The sequence below is a fragment of the Streptomyces sp. SGAir0957 genome (assembly GCF_043523415.1).
Map to the genome: position 1 here is coordinate 7,983,189 of NZ_CP027293.1, position 14,337 is coordinate 7,997,525.

At 73.6% G+C, this 14,337-nt stretch carries 10 protein-coding genes; 9 read left to right on the forward strand and 1 reads right to left on the reverse strand.

Going from position 1 to position 14,337, the window contains the following annotated elements:
* Window positions 1-25 precede the first annotated feature (25 nt).
* The 8 genes from C1N81_RS41585 (at window position 26) to C1N81_RS41620 (ending at window position 12,567) form a co-directional block, all read left to right on the forward strand.
* A complete protein-coding gene (locus tag C1N81_RS41585) occupies window positions 26-1,753 on the forward strand; it encodes a fatty acyl-AMP ligase (RefSeq protein WP_394436647.1) in 1,728 nt (575 codons plus the stop codon).
* Window positions 1,750-3,501 (forward strand): beta-ketoacyl synthase N-terminal-like domain-containing protein, encoded by a 1,752-nt coding sequence (locus tag C1N81_RS41590; RefSeq protein ID WP_394436649.1) that lies wholly within the window; start codon window positions 1,750-1,752, stop codon window positions 3,499-3,501. Before C1N81_RS41585 ends, C1N81_RS41590 begins: the two co-directional genes overlap by 4 nt.
* Entirely contained in the window at window positions 3,435-5,816 is a 2,382-nt protein-coding gene (locus C1N81_RS41595; RefSeq protein ID WP_394438558.1) for an acyltransferase domain-containing protein, read from the forward strand. Before C1N81_RS41590 ends, C1N81_RS41595 begins: the two co-directional genes overlap by 67 nt.
* A gap of 28 nt (window positions 5,817-5,844) precedes the next feature.
* Complete coding sequence (locus C1N81_RS41600) at window positions 5,845-6,849, forward strand: alpha/beta hydrolase (RefSeq protein WP_394436652.1); 1,005 nt, start codon at window positions 5,845-5,847, stop codon at window positions 6,847-6,849.
* A gap of 72 nt (window positions 6,850-6,921) precedes the next feature.
* Entirely contained in the window at window positions 6,922-8,226 is a 1,305-nt protein-coding gene (gene ccrA / locus C1N81_RS41605) for a crotonyl-CoA carboxylase/reductase (RefSeq protein WP_394436654.1), read from the forward strand.
* 169 nt (window positions 8,227-8,395) lie between these two features.
* Window positions 8,396-9,910, forward strand: a complete 1,515-nt coding sequence (locus C1N81_RS41610) for a flavin-containing monooxygenase (RefSeq protein WP_394436656.1) — start codon at window positions 8,396-8,398, stop codon at window positions 9,908-9,910.
* 31 nt (window positions 9,911-9,941) lie between these two features.
* Window positions 9,942-10,913, forward strand: coding sequence for an AurF N-oxygenase family protein (locus tag C1N81_RS41615; RefSeq protein ID WP_394436659.1), 972 nt, complete (start codon window positions 9,942-9,944; stop codon window positions 10,911-10,913).
* A gap of 46 nt (window positions 10,914-10,959) precedes the next feature.
* Complete coding sequence (locus C1N81_RS41620; RefSeq protein ID WP_394436661.1) at window positions 10,960-12,567, forward strand: FAD-dependent oxidoreductase; 1,608 nt, start codon at window positions 10,960-10,962, stop codon at window positions 12,565-12,567.
* Window positions 12,568-12,594: 27 nt separating this feature from the next.
* Here C1N81_RS41620 and C1N81_RS41625 read toward each other — a convergent pair whose 3' ends face one another.
* Complete coding sequence (locus C1N81_RS41625; RefSeq protein ID WP_394436663.1) at window positions 12,595-13,284, reverse strand: TetR/AcrR family transcriptional regulator; 690 nt, start codon at window positions 13,282-13,284, stop codon at window positions 12,595-12,597.
* Between the two features lie 180 nt (window positions 13,285-13,464).
* Here C1N81_RS41625 and C1N81_RS41630 point away from each other — a divergent pair, with 180 nt between their 5' ends.
* Window positions 13,465-14,325 carry a class I SAM-dependent methyltransferase gene (locus tag C1N81_RS41630; RefSeq protein WP_394436665.1) on the forward strand — a complete coding sequence of 287 codons (861 nt, stop codon included), beginning with the start codon at window positions 13,465-13,467 and terminating at the stop codon, window positions 14,323-14,325.
* Window positions 14,326-14,337: the final 12 nt, after the last annotated feature.

A 14,337-nucleotide genomic window follows, 5' to 3' on the forward strand; every position in this document is an offset into this window, starting at 1 on the left:
CTCCGTCACGCAGGGAGCAGCCGAGATGACCGAGACGACGACGCCCACGCCCGAGCCGCTGCTCACCGACCGGCTGCGGCAGTGGGCGCACGACCGCCCCCATCAACGGGCCCTCACCTTCGTCGATTTCCCCGCACCGCACTCTCCCGGCCTGCACCGCGGCCTCAACTGGCGCGGCCTGGACACGCGGGCCCGCGCGGTCGCCGGACAGCTCGCGGCCACGGTGCGGCCGGGCGACCGGGTCGCGCTGCTGCTGCCGCAGGGCCTGGACTACGCGGTGGCGTTCCTAGGCTGCCTGTACGCCGGAGTGATCGCGGTGCCGCTGTTCACGCCCGATCTGCCGGGCCACGACGGCCGGTTGCGGGCGGTCCTCGACGACTGCGAGCCGTCCTGCGCGCTGGTGTCGGCGGACGGAGCGGCGCGGACGTCGGTGGAGGCGTTCACGGACGGCCGCCTCCCCGCGCTCGCCGTGGACGGATCGCGACCGGCGCCGCCCGCGGCCGACCTGCCACGGGCCGCCCCGGACGACGTGGCCTACCTGCAGTACACGTCCGGCTCCACCCGCACCCCGTCCGGCGTGATGGTGACGCACGCCAACGTCGTCGCCAACGCCCGCCAGGCCGTCACCGCCCTCGGCATCGCCCCGGGCCGGAACACGTCGGTGGGCTGGCTGCCGCTCTTCCACGACATGGGGCTCGTGCTGAGCGTCGCCGCACCGGTCTGCGCGGGGTACGCGTCCGTGCTGCTCGACCCGGTGGCGTTCCTGGAGCGCCCCGTGCGCTGGCTGCGGCTGCTCGGCGGCTATCCGGGGACGATCAGCGCGGCGCCCAACTTCGCCTACGACTACTGCGCCGGCCGCGTCGACCCGCAGGAGGCCGCCGGGCTGCGCCTGGACCGGGTGGCGACGCTGCTCAACGGCAGCGAACCGGTCCGCCCTGGCACGCTGGAGCGGTTCCTCGCCGCGTTCGCCCCGGCCGGACTCCCCGCCGAGGCCGTCAGCCCGGCCTACGGGCTGGCCGAGGCGACCGTGTTCGTGACCGCCGACCCGCCCGACCGCCCTGCGGCGACCGTGCGGTGCGACGCGACGGCCCTCGCCGAGGGCCGGATCGAGGAGGTCACGGGCGCGACGGCGGGGGCGAGCGTCCAGCTCGCCGACTGCGGGCGCCCGGTCGGGCAGGAGGTGCGGATCGCCGCGCCCGAGACGGGGACCGTGCTCGACGAGGACCGGGTCGGCGAGATCCAGGTCCGGGGCCCGAACGTCGGCGCGGGCTACTGGAAACAGCCCGAGCGCACCGCCGAGACGTTCCGCGACGGATGGCTGCGCACCGGCGATCTCGGCGCGCTGCACGGCGGCGGACTCCTCGTGACCGGGCGGCTCAAGGACCTGATCATCGTGGACGGCCGCAACCACTACCCGCAGGACATCGAGGAGACCGTGCAGTCGGCCGTGGACCTGGTCCGCAGGGACCGGCTCGCCGCGTTCCTCGTGCCGCGCGACGACGGCGCGGAGGGCGAGGAGCTGGTGGTCGTGGCGGAGACGCGGCGGGGCGCCGCCGCCCCTGACGAGGCCGCCGCGTGCGACGCCTCGGTCACCGCCCGCGCGGCGATCGCCACCCGGCACGGTCTGCGCCTGGCCGAACTCGTCCTCGTAGCGGCGGGGGCGGTGCCCCGGACGTCGAGCGGCAAGATCGCCCGTGCGGCGGCCCGGCAGCGGTTCCTCTCCGGCGAGCTGCGCGCGGGGACGCCGCGGTGAGCGCCGCGCTCCGGGTGCGCGAGCTGCTCGTCGAGCGGCTCGGCGAGTGGTACGGGGTGGCGCCCGGCGAGATCGGCGACGACCGCCCGCTCGCCGAACTGGGCCTCACCTCGCGGGATGCCGTCACGCTCACGGCGCAGCTCGGGGAGGTCGTGGGGCGCCGGCTGCCCGCGACGCTGCTCTGGGACACGCCGACGCCGGGCGCGCTGGTGGCGGCGCTCACGACGGACGAGGAGGAATCCGTCCCCGCCGCGCCCGTCAACCACCCTGTCCGGTCGGGCAGTTGTCCGGTCGCCGTCGTCGGGGTCGGCTGCCGCTTCCCCGGCGGGGCCGACTCCCCGGCCGCGTACTGGCGGCTGCTCACCGAGCGCCGCGACGCCGTCTCCACGGTGCCCGAGGGGCGGTGGGAACAGTTCGTGCCGCCCGGTTCCGCGCTGCCCGCGGACCTCTGCCGGCACGGCGCCTTCCTGGACGCCGTCGCCGACTTCGACGCCGAGTTCTTCGGTATCGCCGCGGACGAGGCGGTCGCCCTCGACCCGCAGCAACGCCTGCTCCTTGAGGTGGTCCGGGAGGCCCTGGACCACGCGGCGCTGCCCGCGCCCTCCCTCGCCGGGACGCGGACCGGCGTGTTCGTCGGCGTCAGCTCCACCGAGTACGCGCACCTCACCGCCGCCCGGCCCGAGGCGGTGACCCCGTGGACCGCGCCCGGGGGAGCGCTGAGCATCGCGGCGGGCCGCCTCTCGTACGCGCTCGACCTGCGCGGTCCCAGCCTCGCCGTGGACACGGCCTGCTCGTCCTCGCTCGTGGCCGTCGACCACGCGGTGCGCAGTCTGGCGGACGGCACGTCCGACACGGCGCTCGCGGCGGGTGTCAACGTCCTCCTCTCGCCCGCCGTGACCCTGGGTTTCCAGCGGGCGGGCGCGCTCGCCGCGGACGGGCGGTGCAAGGCGTTCGACGCGGCGGCCGACGGCATGGTGCGCGGCGAGGGCTGCGGCGTCGTCGTCCTCAAGCGGCTCGCCGACGCCGAACGCGACGGCGACCGCGTCCTCGCCGTCATCACCGCCACGGCGGTCAACTCCGACGGCCGCTCGAACGGACTCACCGCCCCGAACGCGTCCGCGCAACGGGCTCTGCTGCGTCAAGTACACGGTGGCAACGGGCAGTTGCTCGACTATGTCGAGGCGCACGGCACCGGCACCCCGCTCGGCGACCCCGTCGAGGCGGGCGCGCTCGGCGCCGTCCTCGGCCGCGACCGGGCCCCCGAACAACCCTTGCTGCTCGGCTCGGTGAAGACCAACCTCGGCCATCTGGAGGCCGCCGCCGGGATCGCCGGGCTCATCAAGACCGTCCTCGCGCTGCACCACGACGAACTGCCGCCCCAGCTCCACTTCACGGAGCCGAGCCCGCACCTCGACCTCGACGCGCTCGGCCTGCGCGTCGTCACCGACCCCGAGCCGTGGCCGCGCTACTCGGGGACCGCGACGGCGGGCGTCTCGGCGTTCGGCTTCGGTGGCACGAACGCGCACGTCGCGCTCGCCGAGCACCGGGCCGCCACACCGTCCACCCCGCTGTCCACCCCGCTGTCCGTCCGCTGTCAGTCCCGGCAGGCGCCGCGGACCAGCCGTCCGTGCTCCTCCTCGACGCTCCCACCGACGCCCGGCTCCGCGCACAGGCGGGCGCGCTGGCCGACTGGTTCGCTTCAGGAGCCGCTCGCGGCGTCCGACTGCCGGACGTGGCCCGCACCTTGACCGGCCGCACGGGACGTGGCCGCCGCCGCGCCGCCGTGGTCGCCCGGGACCTGCCGACCGCCACCACGGCACTGCACCGCCTCGCCACGGGCGCCCCCGACGCCCACCTGATCACCGCCGACCGTGCCCCGCTCGGCGCGGGCGCACCCGGTCCCGTCTGGGTCTTCTCCGGCTACGGGTCCCAGTGGCCCGGCATGGGGCGCGCCCTCCTCGCCGCGGAACCGGTGTTTGCCGCCACCGTCGACCGGCTCGAACCCGTGCTGCGCGAACACGCCGGGATCTCCCTGCGCGCCGCCACGGAGCCCGACGCCGACCTGTCGTCCCTCACCGTCGCCATGCCGGCCTTGTACGGGCTCCAGGTCGCGCTCGCCGAACTGTGGCGGTCCTACGGGGTCGAGCCCGCCGCCGTCGTCGGGCACTCCCTGGGCGAGATCGCGGCGGCCGTCGCGGCGGGCGCCCTCGACCCGGCGACCGGGGCGCGGATCGTCGCGGTGCGCTCCCGGCTCCTCGCCACCCTGAGCGGCGGGCTGATGGCGGTCGTGGACCTCCCGGCCGCCGACGTGACGCTCCTCGCCCGGGAACTGCCGTCGCTGAACATCGCGGTGCACGCCTCACCCGCGCAGTGCGTGGTGACCGGGTCGACCTCCGACGTGGAGGCGCTCGTCGCCGAGGTCACCGCCGACGGCGGCTTCGCGCGGGCCATGCCCGTGACGGCGGCGGGCCACTCGCCGGACGTCGAACCGCTGCTCCCCGAGTTCGCGTGGGAACTGGGCGGGATCCGGCACGCGCGGCCCGGGTGCCGCCGCTACTCGACGGTCCTGGACGACCCGCGCGCCGCCGACCCGTACGACACGGCGTACTGGCTGGCCAACGCGCGCCGCCCCGTCCGCTTCGCGCAGGCGGTATGGGCCGCCGCCGAGGACGGGCACCGCGTCTTCGTCGAGATCGCCCCGCACCCCACGCAGTTGCATCCGCTGACCCGGACCCTCGCGGACGCGGGCGTGGACCGCCCGCTCATCCTGCCCACACTGCGGCGCGGCACCGACGACGCGCTGACGTTCCGCTCGTCGTTCGCCTCGTTCCTGGTGCACGGCCTCGGCGTCCCCGCGGCGCGCGAGACGCTGCACCGCTCGGGCCGGATCGTCGACGTGCCCTCGCCGCCGTGGCACCACCGGCGCTTCTGGGCGGGGGAGGCGCCCGGGGAACCGCCGCTGCCGGACACGACCGCGGCCACCTCGGAGGCAGCCCCGTTCGACCGCCTGCGCACCGTGGTCGCGCACGTCATGGGCTTCGCCCCGGACCGCCTCGACCCCGACGTCCCCCTGACGGACCTGGGCCTCGACTCGCTCACCGCGGTCCGCATCCGCACCGCACTGGAGCACGAGTTCGGGCTGACCCTGGAGGCGGGGGTGCTGCTGCGGCAAGGCACGTTGCGAGGGGTGGGCGCGCTGATCGAGGGCGCGGCCGGGGCCGTCCCGCACCACGCCCCACCCGCCCGCGGCACTCGCGGAACCCTGCGCTCCTTCCCCGGCAGCGGCCCCCACCCCCCGCTCTTCCTCGCGCACGCCGCCGGTGGCTCCTCCGATGTGTACGGGCGGCTCGCCGGGCGGCTCGAAGGCTCACGGCCGGTGTTCGGCTTCGACCGGGTCGAGCGGCCGGACGACGTGCGCGGCCGTGCGGCCGAGTTCGCGCGCCGCGTCCGGAGCGTGTCGCCGGACGGGCCCTGGGTCCTGGGCGGCTGGTCGTACGGCGGGCTCGTCGCGCAGGAGGCGGCGCGGTCGCTCGCCCCGCACGGTGAGGTCGACGCGCTCGTCCTCATCGATTCCGTGCTCCCGCTGCCGGCCCCGCCCGGGGACGGTCCGGCCGCCGGGGCGCGACGCCGCTTCGAGGGCTTCGCCGCGTACATCAGGACCACGTACGGAGCCGAACTCCTCTTGCCTTACGAGGAGTTGCGCAACCTGGACGACCGCGGCCAGATCGATCTCGTCCTCAAACTCCTGGAACAGGCCGTCGACCTGCCCGCCGCCGTCCTGGCCCACCAGCGCACCTCCTACCTCGACCTGCGCAGCGGCGAACGCCACACCCCCGGGCCCTACGCGGGGCGCACCCTGCTCTACCGGGCCACCCGCCCCGCGCCCCACATGGTCCGCGACCTCCGCTACGAGCGCACCGACCGGGCCCTCGGCTGGGACGCGCACTGCGCCGACCTCACGGTGACCCCGCTGCCGGGACACCACCTGGCGCTGCTCGATCCCCCCGTGGTGGACGTCCTCGCCGAGCACCTGGTCCGCGCCCTCGCGCCCCGCACCCGCTGAACCCCCGCATCCCACCTCAGGAGCCGCCATGCCCCCCGGATCCCGCCGCACCCGGCTCGCCGCCTGCACCGCCACCGCCGCGCTGCTCGTCACCGGCGGAGCCCTCGGCGCGTCCCCCGCCCAGGGCGCGCCCGCCGCCGCCGAACGCGTCACCGCCGCCGACGGCGCCCAGATCACCGCCAGGAAGTGGCTCGACGAGCGGACCGTCGACCTCACGGTACGGTCACCGGCCGTGGGCGCCGACGTGCCGGTGCGCGTCCTGCTGCCCGCCTCGTACGCCGAGGCGCCCGAGCGCGAACGGCCCGTCCTCTACCTGCTCCAGGGCGCGCACGACGACTACACGTCCTGGACCCGTGAGACGGACATCGAGGCGTTCCTCGCCGGGCAGGACGTCATCACCGTCATGCCGTCGTCGGGCGCCACCGGCATCCCCACGGACTGGTGGAACCTCGGCCGCCGCAGCCCCGACTACGAGACGTTCCAGGTCGACGAGGTCATGGCGCTGCTGCGCGCGGAGTTCTACGCGGGGGAGCGGCGGGCCGTCGCCGGGGTCTCCACGGGCGGCTACGGCGCGCTCGCGTTCGCCGCCCGCAGACCGGGGACGTTCGCGGCGGCGGCCTCGTACAGCGGGGTCCTCGACACGACCGCGATCGGCATGATCACCGTCGTCAACGCGATCGTCGCCCGGGAACTGCAACTGCCAGGACTGCTGTGGGGCGACCCGTTGCTCCAGCGCGCGAACTGGACCGCGCACAACCCGTACGCCCTCGCCGAGAAACTGAAGGGCACCCGCCTGTACGTCTCGCAGGGCAGTGGCATCCCCAGCGACGACTACGGGAACCTCCAGGGCGCCGTCCTGGAAGGCACCTTGTACGCGCAGGCGCGGAAGTTCACCAGCCGCCTCACCGCGCTCGGTGTGCCCGCGCAGACCCATCTGTACGCGGGTGGCTCGCACGCCTGGTCGTCGTGGCAGGGCGAGTTCAAGGCGTCCTGGCCGACCCTCGCCGCCGGACTCGGACTGCCCGCGACCTGAACCGACCGCGACCTGAACCGACCGCGACCTGAAGACCCCGTTCGCGTCCCCATCCAGCCCGAAAGGAACGCCATGGAAGCCGATCCGCTCGCCGCTGCCGTGGTGGCCGGCGCCCCCGCCGCCACGCTCGCCGAGTTACCCGTGCCGACGCGATACCTGGCGGCTCATCTGCGCGCCGAGGACCAGGACACGTTCAAAGGCGTCGACGACAAGGACGTACGCAAGTCGATCCACGTCGGCCCGGTGCCGATGCCGGACCTCGCCCCGGACGAGGTGCTCGTCGCGGTCCTCGCGAGCGGCATCAACCACAACACCGTGTGGTCGGCGATGTTCGAGCCGGTGCCGACCTTCTCGTTCCTCCGCAAGTTCGGCCGCGACGGCGGCTGGGCCGCCCGCCACGACGCCCCGCACCACGTCATCGGCTCGGACGCGGCGGGCGTCGTCGTCCGCGCGGGCGCGGGTGTGCGGCGCTGGCGGGTCGGCGACCGGGTCGTGGTCTCGCCCGTGTACGTCGACGACGAGGACCCCGCGACGCATGCCGACGGGATGATGGGCCCCTCCCAGCTGGCCTGGGGCTTCGAGACGAACTTCGGCGGCCTCGCCCACTACTGCGTCGCCCGCGCCAATCAGCTCCTGCCCAAACCGGCCCACCTGACCTGGGAGGAGGCGGCGAGCAACCCCCTGTGCGCGGGCACCGCCTACCGGATGCTCGTCAGTGAGCGCGGCGCCCGGATGAAGCAGGGCGACGTCGTTCTGATCTGGGGCGCCTCGGGCGGCCTCGGCGCGTACGCGGCGCAGCTCGTGCGCAGCGGCGGTGGCATCGCGGTCGGCGTGGTCGGCAGCGAGGAGAAGGCGCGCGCGGCACGGGAGTTCGGCTGCCACGTCGTCATCGACCGGCGCGAGATCGGCCTCGACGGGACCGTCCCCGAGGACCCCGCCGTCCCCGGACGCCGCCTCGGGAAGCTGATCAGAAGCGCCGTCGGCGCCGATCCGCACATCGTGTTCGAGCACGTGGGGCGGGCCACGTTCGGGGTGTCCGTGTACGTGGTCGGGCGCGGCGGCACCGTCGTGACGTGCGGCTCGACCACCGGCTACCAGCACGAGTTCGACAACCGCTTCCTGTGGATGCGACTCAAGCGCGTCATCGGCAGCCACGGCGTCAACCTGGCCGAACTGAGCGAGATGCACCGCCTGTTGGACCTCGGCCTGCTGCGCCCCGCGCTCTCGGCGACGTACCCCCTGGAGGAGACGCGCGAGGCCGCCCGCCTGGTCCAGCGCAGCCTGCACACGGGCAAGGTCGGCGTTCTCGGCCTCGCCCCGCGCCCGGGGCTCGGCGTCTTTGACCGCGAGAAGCGGCGGGCGCTCATGGGAATGTGACCCAGAACACGTTACTGGAGGTATCTGAAACACCGTGTCGCAGGTAAGTTGCCATCACACGCAGAAGTGGAACCACGTGTCTGAGCAACTGCCGTGCCCCGAGGGGCGGGGCGCACCTCCGCCCCTGCCTCTCCCGGGGGCCCGCGAGCGAGAGTGAGGACCCTCCGCGATGGAGCAGACCCACGTCACCCACGTCAGCCAAGTCGACGTGATGGTCATCGGTGCCGGCATATCGGGCATCAGCGCCGCCCGCCATGTCCTGCGCGACAACCCGGCGGCCTCGCTCGTCGTCCTCGAGCGCCGCGCCCGGGTCGGCGGCACCTGGGACCTCTTCCGCTACCCCGGCATCCGCTCCGACTCCGACATGCCCACCTTCGGCTTCGGCTTCCGCCCCTGGCGCGACAAGCGCATCCTCGCCGACGGCGCGAAGATCCGGCAGTACGTGGAGGACGCCGCGGCCGACGGCGGCATCCTGGACCGCGTCCGCTTCGGGCGCCGCGCGATCAGCGCCGACTTCTCGCACGAGACCGGCCGGTGGACCGTCGAGGTCGAGGACGAGTCCACCGGTGGGCGCGAGACCTACAGCGCCGGCTACCTCGTCGGCGCGACCGGTTACTACGACTACGACACGCCCTACCGGCCGCGGTTCCCCGGAGAGGCGGACTTCGAGGGCACCCTCGTCCACCCGCAGCACTGGCCCGAGGACCTCGACCACACCGGCAAGCGCGTCGCCGTCATCGGCTCCGGCGCCACCGCCATCACCCTGCTGCCCGCGATGGCCGGCAGCGCCGCGCACGTCACCATGGTGCAGCGCTCGCCCACCTACGTCCTCGCGCTGCCCGAGGTCGACCCGCTCACCTCCGTCCTGCAGAAGCTGCGCGCCCCCGCCCGGCTGACCCACAAGGTCGTCCGCACCCGCAACATCGCGCTCCAGCGCGGCATGTACGCCTTCTGCCGCGCGTACCCGCGCCTCGCCCGCAAGGTGCTCCTCGGCCTCGTCCGCGCCCAGGCCGGCAAGAGCGTCGACATGCGGCACTTCAGCCCGAAGTACAAGCCGTGGGACCAGCGCCTGTGCGTCGTCCCCGGCGGGGACCTGTTCAAGGTGCTCAAGCGCGGCGAGGCGTCGATCGCCACCGGACAGATCGACACCTTCACCGCCGACGGCATCCGCATGAAGTCCGGCCGGGAGATCAAGGCCGACATCATCGTCACCGCCACCGGCCTGACCGTGCGCCTCATGGGCGGCATGACCCTCTCGGTCGACGGCGTGCCGGTGGACGTCAAGGACCGCGTCCTCTACAAGGCCGTCCTCCTCGAAGGCGTGCCCAACATGTCCCTCGTCATCGGCTACACCAACGCCTCCTGGACCCTCAAGGCGGACCTCGCGGGCGCCTACACCGCCCGCCTGATCGCCCACATGCGGCGCCACGGCCACGCCGTCGCCACCCCGGTCGCCTCCGACTCCGACCGCTCGGAGTTCTCCGTCATGGGCGAGGCACTCACCTCCGGCTACATCGCCCGCGCCAACGAGGTCATGCCGCGCCAGGGCACCCGCGACCCCTGGCGGCTGTGGAACAACTACTACCGCGACCGCGCCCTCCTCCAGGACGCCCCGATCGACGACAGCCCCCTGCGCTTCGAGAAGGCGGGCGTGGCCCAGGACGCCCCGACCCGCGCCGCCTGACCGTACGGCCGTACAACAGGAACCGAGGACGATGATGACCGCGAACCTGACCAGGAAGCTGTACGACGAGCGCCTGCGGACCCTGTCCGAGGGCTCCGTGAACGTCAACTTCAACGCCTTCAAAGACATCAGCTGGGACGACCCCGAGTTCGCCGTCGACACGAGCGACCCGCGCTGGGTGCTCACCAGCGCGGACGCCCTCGGCGCACACCCCTGGTACCGGGAACAGCCCCTGGAGACGCAGATCCGGATCGGGATCTGGCGCTGGGCGGTCATCGCCAAGGTGGGCATGCAGTTCGAGAACATCCTCATGCGCGGCGCCCTCGACTACCTCTACGAACTCGGCAACCGCAACGAGGAGTTCCGCTACCTCACGCACGAGATCACCGAGGAGACCCACCACACGCAGATGTTCCAGGAGCTGGTCAATAGGACCGGCGTGGACACCGCGGGCGGCAAGCGCTGGTTCCGCAAGGTCAGCCGCTTCCTGCCGCTCGCCGGCTCGCTCTACCCCGAGGCGTTCTTCACCGGCATCCTCGCCGGTGAGGAGCCCATCGACCACCTCCAGAAGTCGGCCCTGCGCAGCGGCGAACCCGTCCACCCCCTGCCGCAGCGGATCATGCAGATCCACATAGCCGAGGAGGCGCGGCACATCTCCTTCGCGCACGAGTTCCTGCGCCTGCGCGTCCCGCACATGCGCAAGGCCCGCCGCGCCGCCCTGTCCGTCCTCTTCCCGGTGATCATGCGGGTCCTGTGCGACGTCATCATGATCCCGGACCGCAAGTCCGCCGCACAGGTCGGCATCCCGGACTGGGTCATCAAGGACGTCTTCTGGAAGTCCGAGGCGGGCAGCAAGATGCTGCACGACCTGTTCTCCGACGTACGGATGCTCGCCGAGGACATCGGCCTGATGAACAAGGTGTCCCGGCCGGTCTGGAAGGCCCTGCGGATCGACGGCCGCCCGGCCCGCTTCCGCGGCGAGCCCGCCCTGCACACCGACTGACCGTCAGCCCCAGCCCGTCGTATCCCCGAACGGAGACCAGCCCGCCGTGCCGTACGTCGTCACCCGATCCTGCTGCGCCGACGCCTCCTGCGTGCTGGCCTGCCCGGTCAACTGCATCCATCCCGCGCCGGGCGAGCCCGGGTTCGCCACGGCCGAGATGCTCTACGTCGACCCGCAGACCTGCGTGGACTGCGGCGCCTGCACGACGGCCTGCCCCGTCGACGCGCTCAAGTCGCACACCAAGCTCGGCGAGGGCGAGCTGCCGTTCCTCCAGCTGAACGCCGACTACTACAAGCAGAACCCGCACACCGACCGCAGCCCCATGTACGTGGTGCCGCGCCAACGCGGGCTGCCGGAGGGCGAGTTGTCCGTGGCGGTCGTCGGCGCGGGCCCGGCCGGGATGTTCGCCGCCGACGAACTGCTGCGCCACCCCGGCGTGCGCGTCACCGTCCACGACCGGCTGCCCACGCCGTACGGGCTCGCGCGGGCCGGAGTCGCCCCCGACCACCAGGACACCAAGCAGGTCACCCAGCTCTTCCGGACGATCGAGTCGCAGCCCGGCTTCCGCTACCGGCTCGGCGTCGAACTCGGCACCGACCTCACTCACAGCGACCTCCTGCGCGAGCACCACGCGGTGCTCTACGCCGTCGGCGCCGCGACCGACAGACGCCTCGGCATCGAGGGCGAGGACCTGCGCGGCAGCGTCTCCGCGACGGACTTCGTCGGCTGGTACAACGGCCACCCCGACCGCGCCCACGACGACCACCCCCTGGACACCGAACGCGCCGTCGTCATCGGCAACGGCAACGTGGCCCTGGACGTCGCCCGCATCCTCACCGCGGACCCCGACACCCTCGCCCGCACCGACATCTCCGACCGGGCGCTCGCCGCGCTGCGCGCCAGCAAGGTCCGCGAGGTCGTGCTCCTGGGCCGCCGCGGACCCGCCCAGGCCGCGTTCACCGTCCCCGAACTCCTCGCGCTGTCCGTGCTGAAGGACGTGGACGTGCTGGTCGAAGGCTGGCCCGAGGGCCTGGACCCGGACACCGGCGACAAGACCCGGCTCCTTGCGGAGCTTGCCGCCCGTACACCGGTCGAGGGCCGCCGCCGCATCGTCCTGCGCTTCCTGACAAGCCCGGTCAGGATCACCGGCGACACGTCCGTACGCGCCCTGGAGATCACCCCGACCGAGCTGCACACCGACGCCGACGGCACCGTCCGCGCCCGCCCCGCCGGCGACGTACAGACCCTGGAGACCGGCCTCGTCCTGCGCTCCGTCGGCTACCGCGCCCGGCCCGTGCCGGGGCTGCCCTTCGACGAGGCGAGCGCGACCGTGCCGCACGAAGGCGGCCGCGTCGAACCCGGCGTCTACGTCGCGGGCTGGATCAAACGCGGCCCGACCGGCTTCATCGGGACGAACAAGACCTGCGCGCAGGAGACGGTCGAGTCGCTCCTGGACGACTTCGCCGCAGGCCGCCTCACGGGGCCCGAGCACGCCGTCCGCACGACGACGCAGGCGCTCGACCTGGACGCCTGGCGGGCCATCGACCGGGCCGAACGCGAGGCGGGCGAGGCGCAGGGCCGCCCGCGCGTCAAGTTCACGGACACCGAGTCCCTGTGCCGGGCGGCGGAGGCGATCCCGGCGACACGCGCCTGACGGCCGTCACGTGGACCGGGAGCGGGGTCAGGCCCGCTCCAGGTCCGCCACGCGCTGATCCGGCGACAGCTTCACGCCCAGATCCCGCAGCGTCGCGTCCAGGACCGCCCACACCGAACGGCACAGCATCGCCCGCAGCTCCTCCTCGGACTGCTCGCGCCGCTCGTCCCGCATCCACTGGTTGACCGAGGTGTCGACGAAGCCGACGATCCCGATCGCCACCGAACGGATCGGCGCCTCGCTCACCCCGAGCGCCTTGAGCACGTCACCGAACCGGTCGCTCAGCATCATCGCGATGGCCGTCTTCGTGTCCGCGACCAGCGACCCGTCGCCCATCGCGTGCTCTCCGACGCCCATGAACGCGTACAGCCGCGGATGCTGGGACACCCAGTCCAGGTGCGCGCCGACGACCCGCCGGACCGCTTCCTCGATCGTGCCGTCGAAGGTGAGCGTGGGCTCCATGCGCCGCATGAACGACTCCACCACCCGGCGGCGGATCAACTCGTCCATCGTGGCGCGGTCCTTGAAGTGGCGGTAGAGCACCGACCGGGGCAGCCCCACCCGCTCCGCGAGCCGCTGCACCCGGAACCGCGCGCCCTCCTCCTCGATGAGGGCGACCGCCGCGTCCACCAGCTCGAGCTGACGCTGCGCCTTGTGCTCGTCCCACCGGGTGGAGCGCCTGTCGATGGGCGGCTCGCCGCCGGTTCTGTCCGCCATCGCGCCAGGATATCGGGGACCCGGACGTCAACGACGGGCATCGTCGTTCATACGGCCGAATTCCGGCGCCGCCGCGCAGGTTGCCCCCGCCGCGACCTGGTGGGGACGGGGTCGTTCACCGGACACATCCGCCCACCGGGCCGTCACACGCCCGCCGGGGACCGAACGAAGGTGGCAGCAATGACCGACCCCACGGACAGCGGCACCAACTACCGCCAACGTGTCCTGCCCTACTACCGGCGCTGGGAGTCCCGCTGGGGCTACGCCATACTGCTCGGCCGCACCCGGCACTTCGGCTGGTACGAGCCCGGCGGCTCACCCTGGGCCTTCGCCGCGGCCATGCGCCGCATGGAGGCCGTCGCGGCGCGCGAACTGGCGGTCCCCGCGGCGTCCGCCGTCCTCGACGCGGGCTGCGGGATCGGCGACGTGGCCCGTACCGTCGCCCGGGAGACCGGCGCGCACGTCACCGGGATCGACGGCATCGAGGCGGACGTCGCCCGCGCCCGCAAACGCTCCGCACAGCGGCGGGACACGCGGGGCGGCACACGCTTCCTGGTCGCCGACTACCACGCACTGCCCTTCGCGAAGGACTCCTTCGACGGCCTCTACACCATGGAGTCCTTCGTCCACTCCGCGGCCCCGGAGATGGCCCTCGCCGAGTTCCACCGGGTGCTGCGCCCCGGGAGCCGCCTGGTGATGTTCGAGTACTCCAGCACCCCGGCGCAGCAGCTCACGCCGGAGGCGAACCGGGCGCTGCGCCGGGTCTGCGAACTGTCGGCGATGCCCGCGATGCTGACGCTGCACCACGGCTGCCTGGAGCGGCTCCTCGCGGACACCGGGTTCGTGGTGGAGGCGACCCTGGACGCCACCGCCCATGTCCTGCCGATGCTGCGGGCGTTCGCGGCCCTCGGCGCCCTGCCGTACGGGGTCGCCGAGAGGTTCGGCTACGGCGACTCGCTGATCAACGCGATGAGCGGGGTCGAGATGTACCGCCACCAGGAGGCATGGCGCTACAACATCCACACGGCGACGAAGCCATGACGGGGGCCGGGG

What these genes read in the sequence shown, in the direction of transcription:
- C1N81_RS41600 (WP_394436652.1), top strand. Translation starts at nt 5,845, where the DNA reads ATGCCCCCCGGATCCCGCCGCACCCGGCTCGCCGCCTGCACCGCCACC.
- C1N81_RS41610 (WP_394436656.1), top strand. Translation starts at nt 8,396, where the DNA reads ATGGAGCAGACCCACGTCACCCACGTCAGCCAAGTCGACGTGATGGTC.
- C1N81_RS41625 (WP_394436663.1), bottom strand. Translation starts at nt 13,284, where the DNA reads ATGGCGGACAGAACCGGCGGCGAGCCGCCCATCGACAGGCGCTCCACC.
- C1N81_RS41585 (WP_394436647.1), top strand. Translation starts at nt 26, where the DNA reads ATGACCGAGACGACGACGCCCACGCCCGAGCCGCTGCTCACCGACCGG.
- C1N81_RS41630 (WP_394436665.1), top strand. Translation starts at nt 13,465, where the DNA reads ATGACCGACCCCACGGACAGCGGCACCAACTACCGCCAACGTGTCCTG.
- ccrA (WP_394436654.1), top strand. Translation starts at nt 6,922, where the DNA reads ATGGAAGCCGATCCGCTCGCCGCTGCCGTGGTGGCCGGCGCCCCCGCC.
- C1N81_RS41615 (WP_394436659.1), top strand. Translation starts at nt 9,942, where the DNA reads ATGATGACCGCGAACCTGACCAGGAAGCTGTACGACGAGCGCCTGCGG.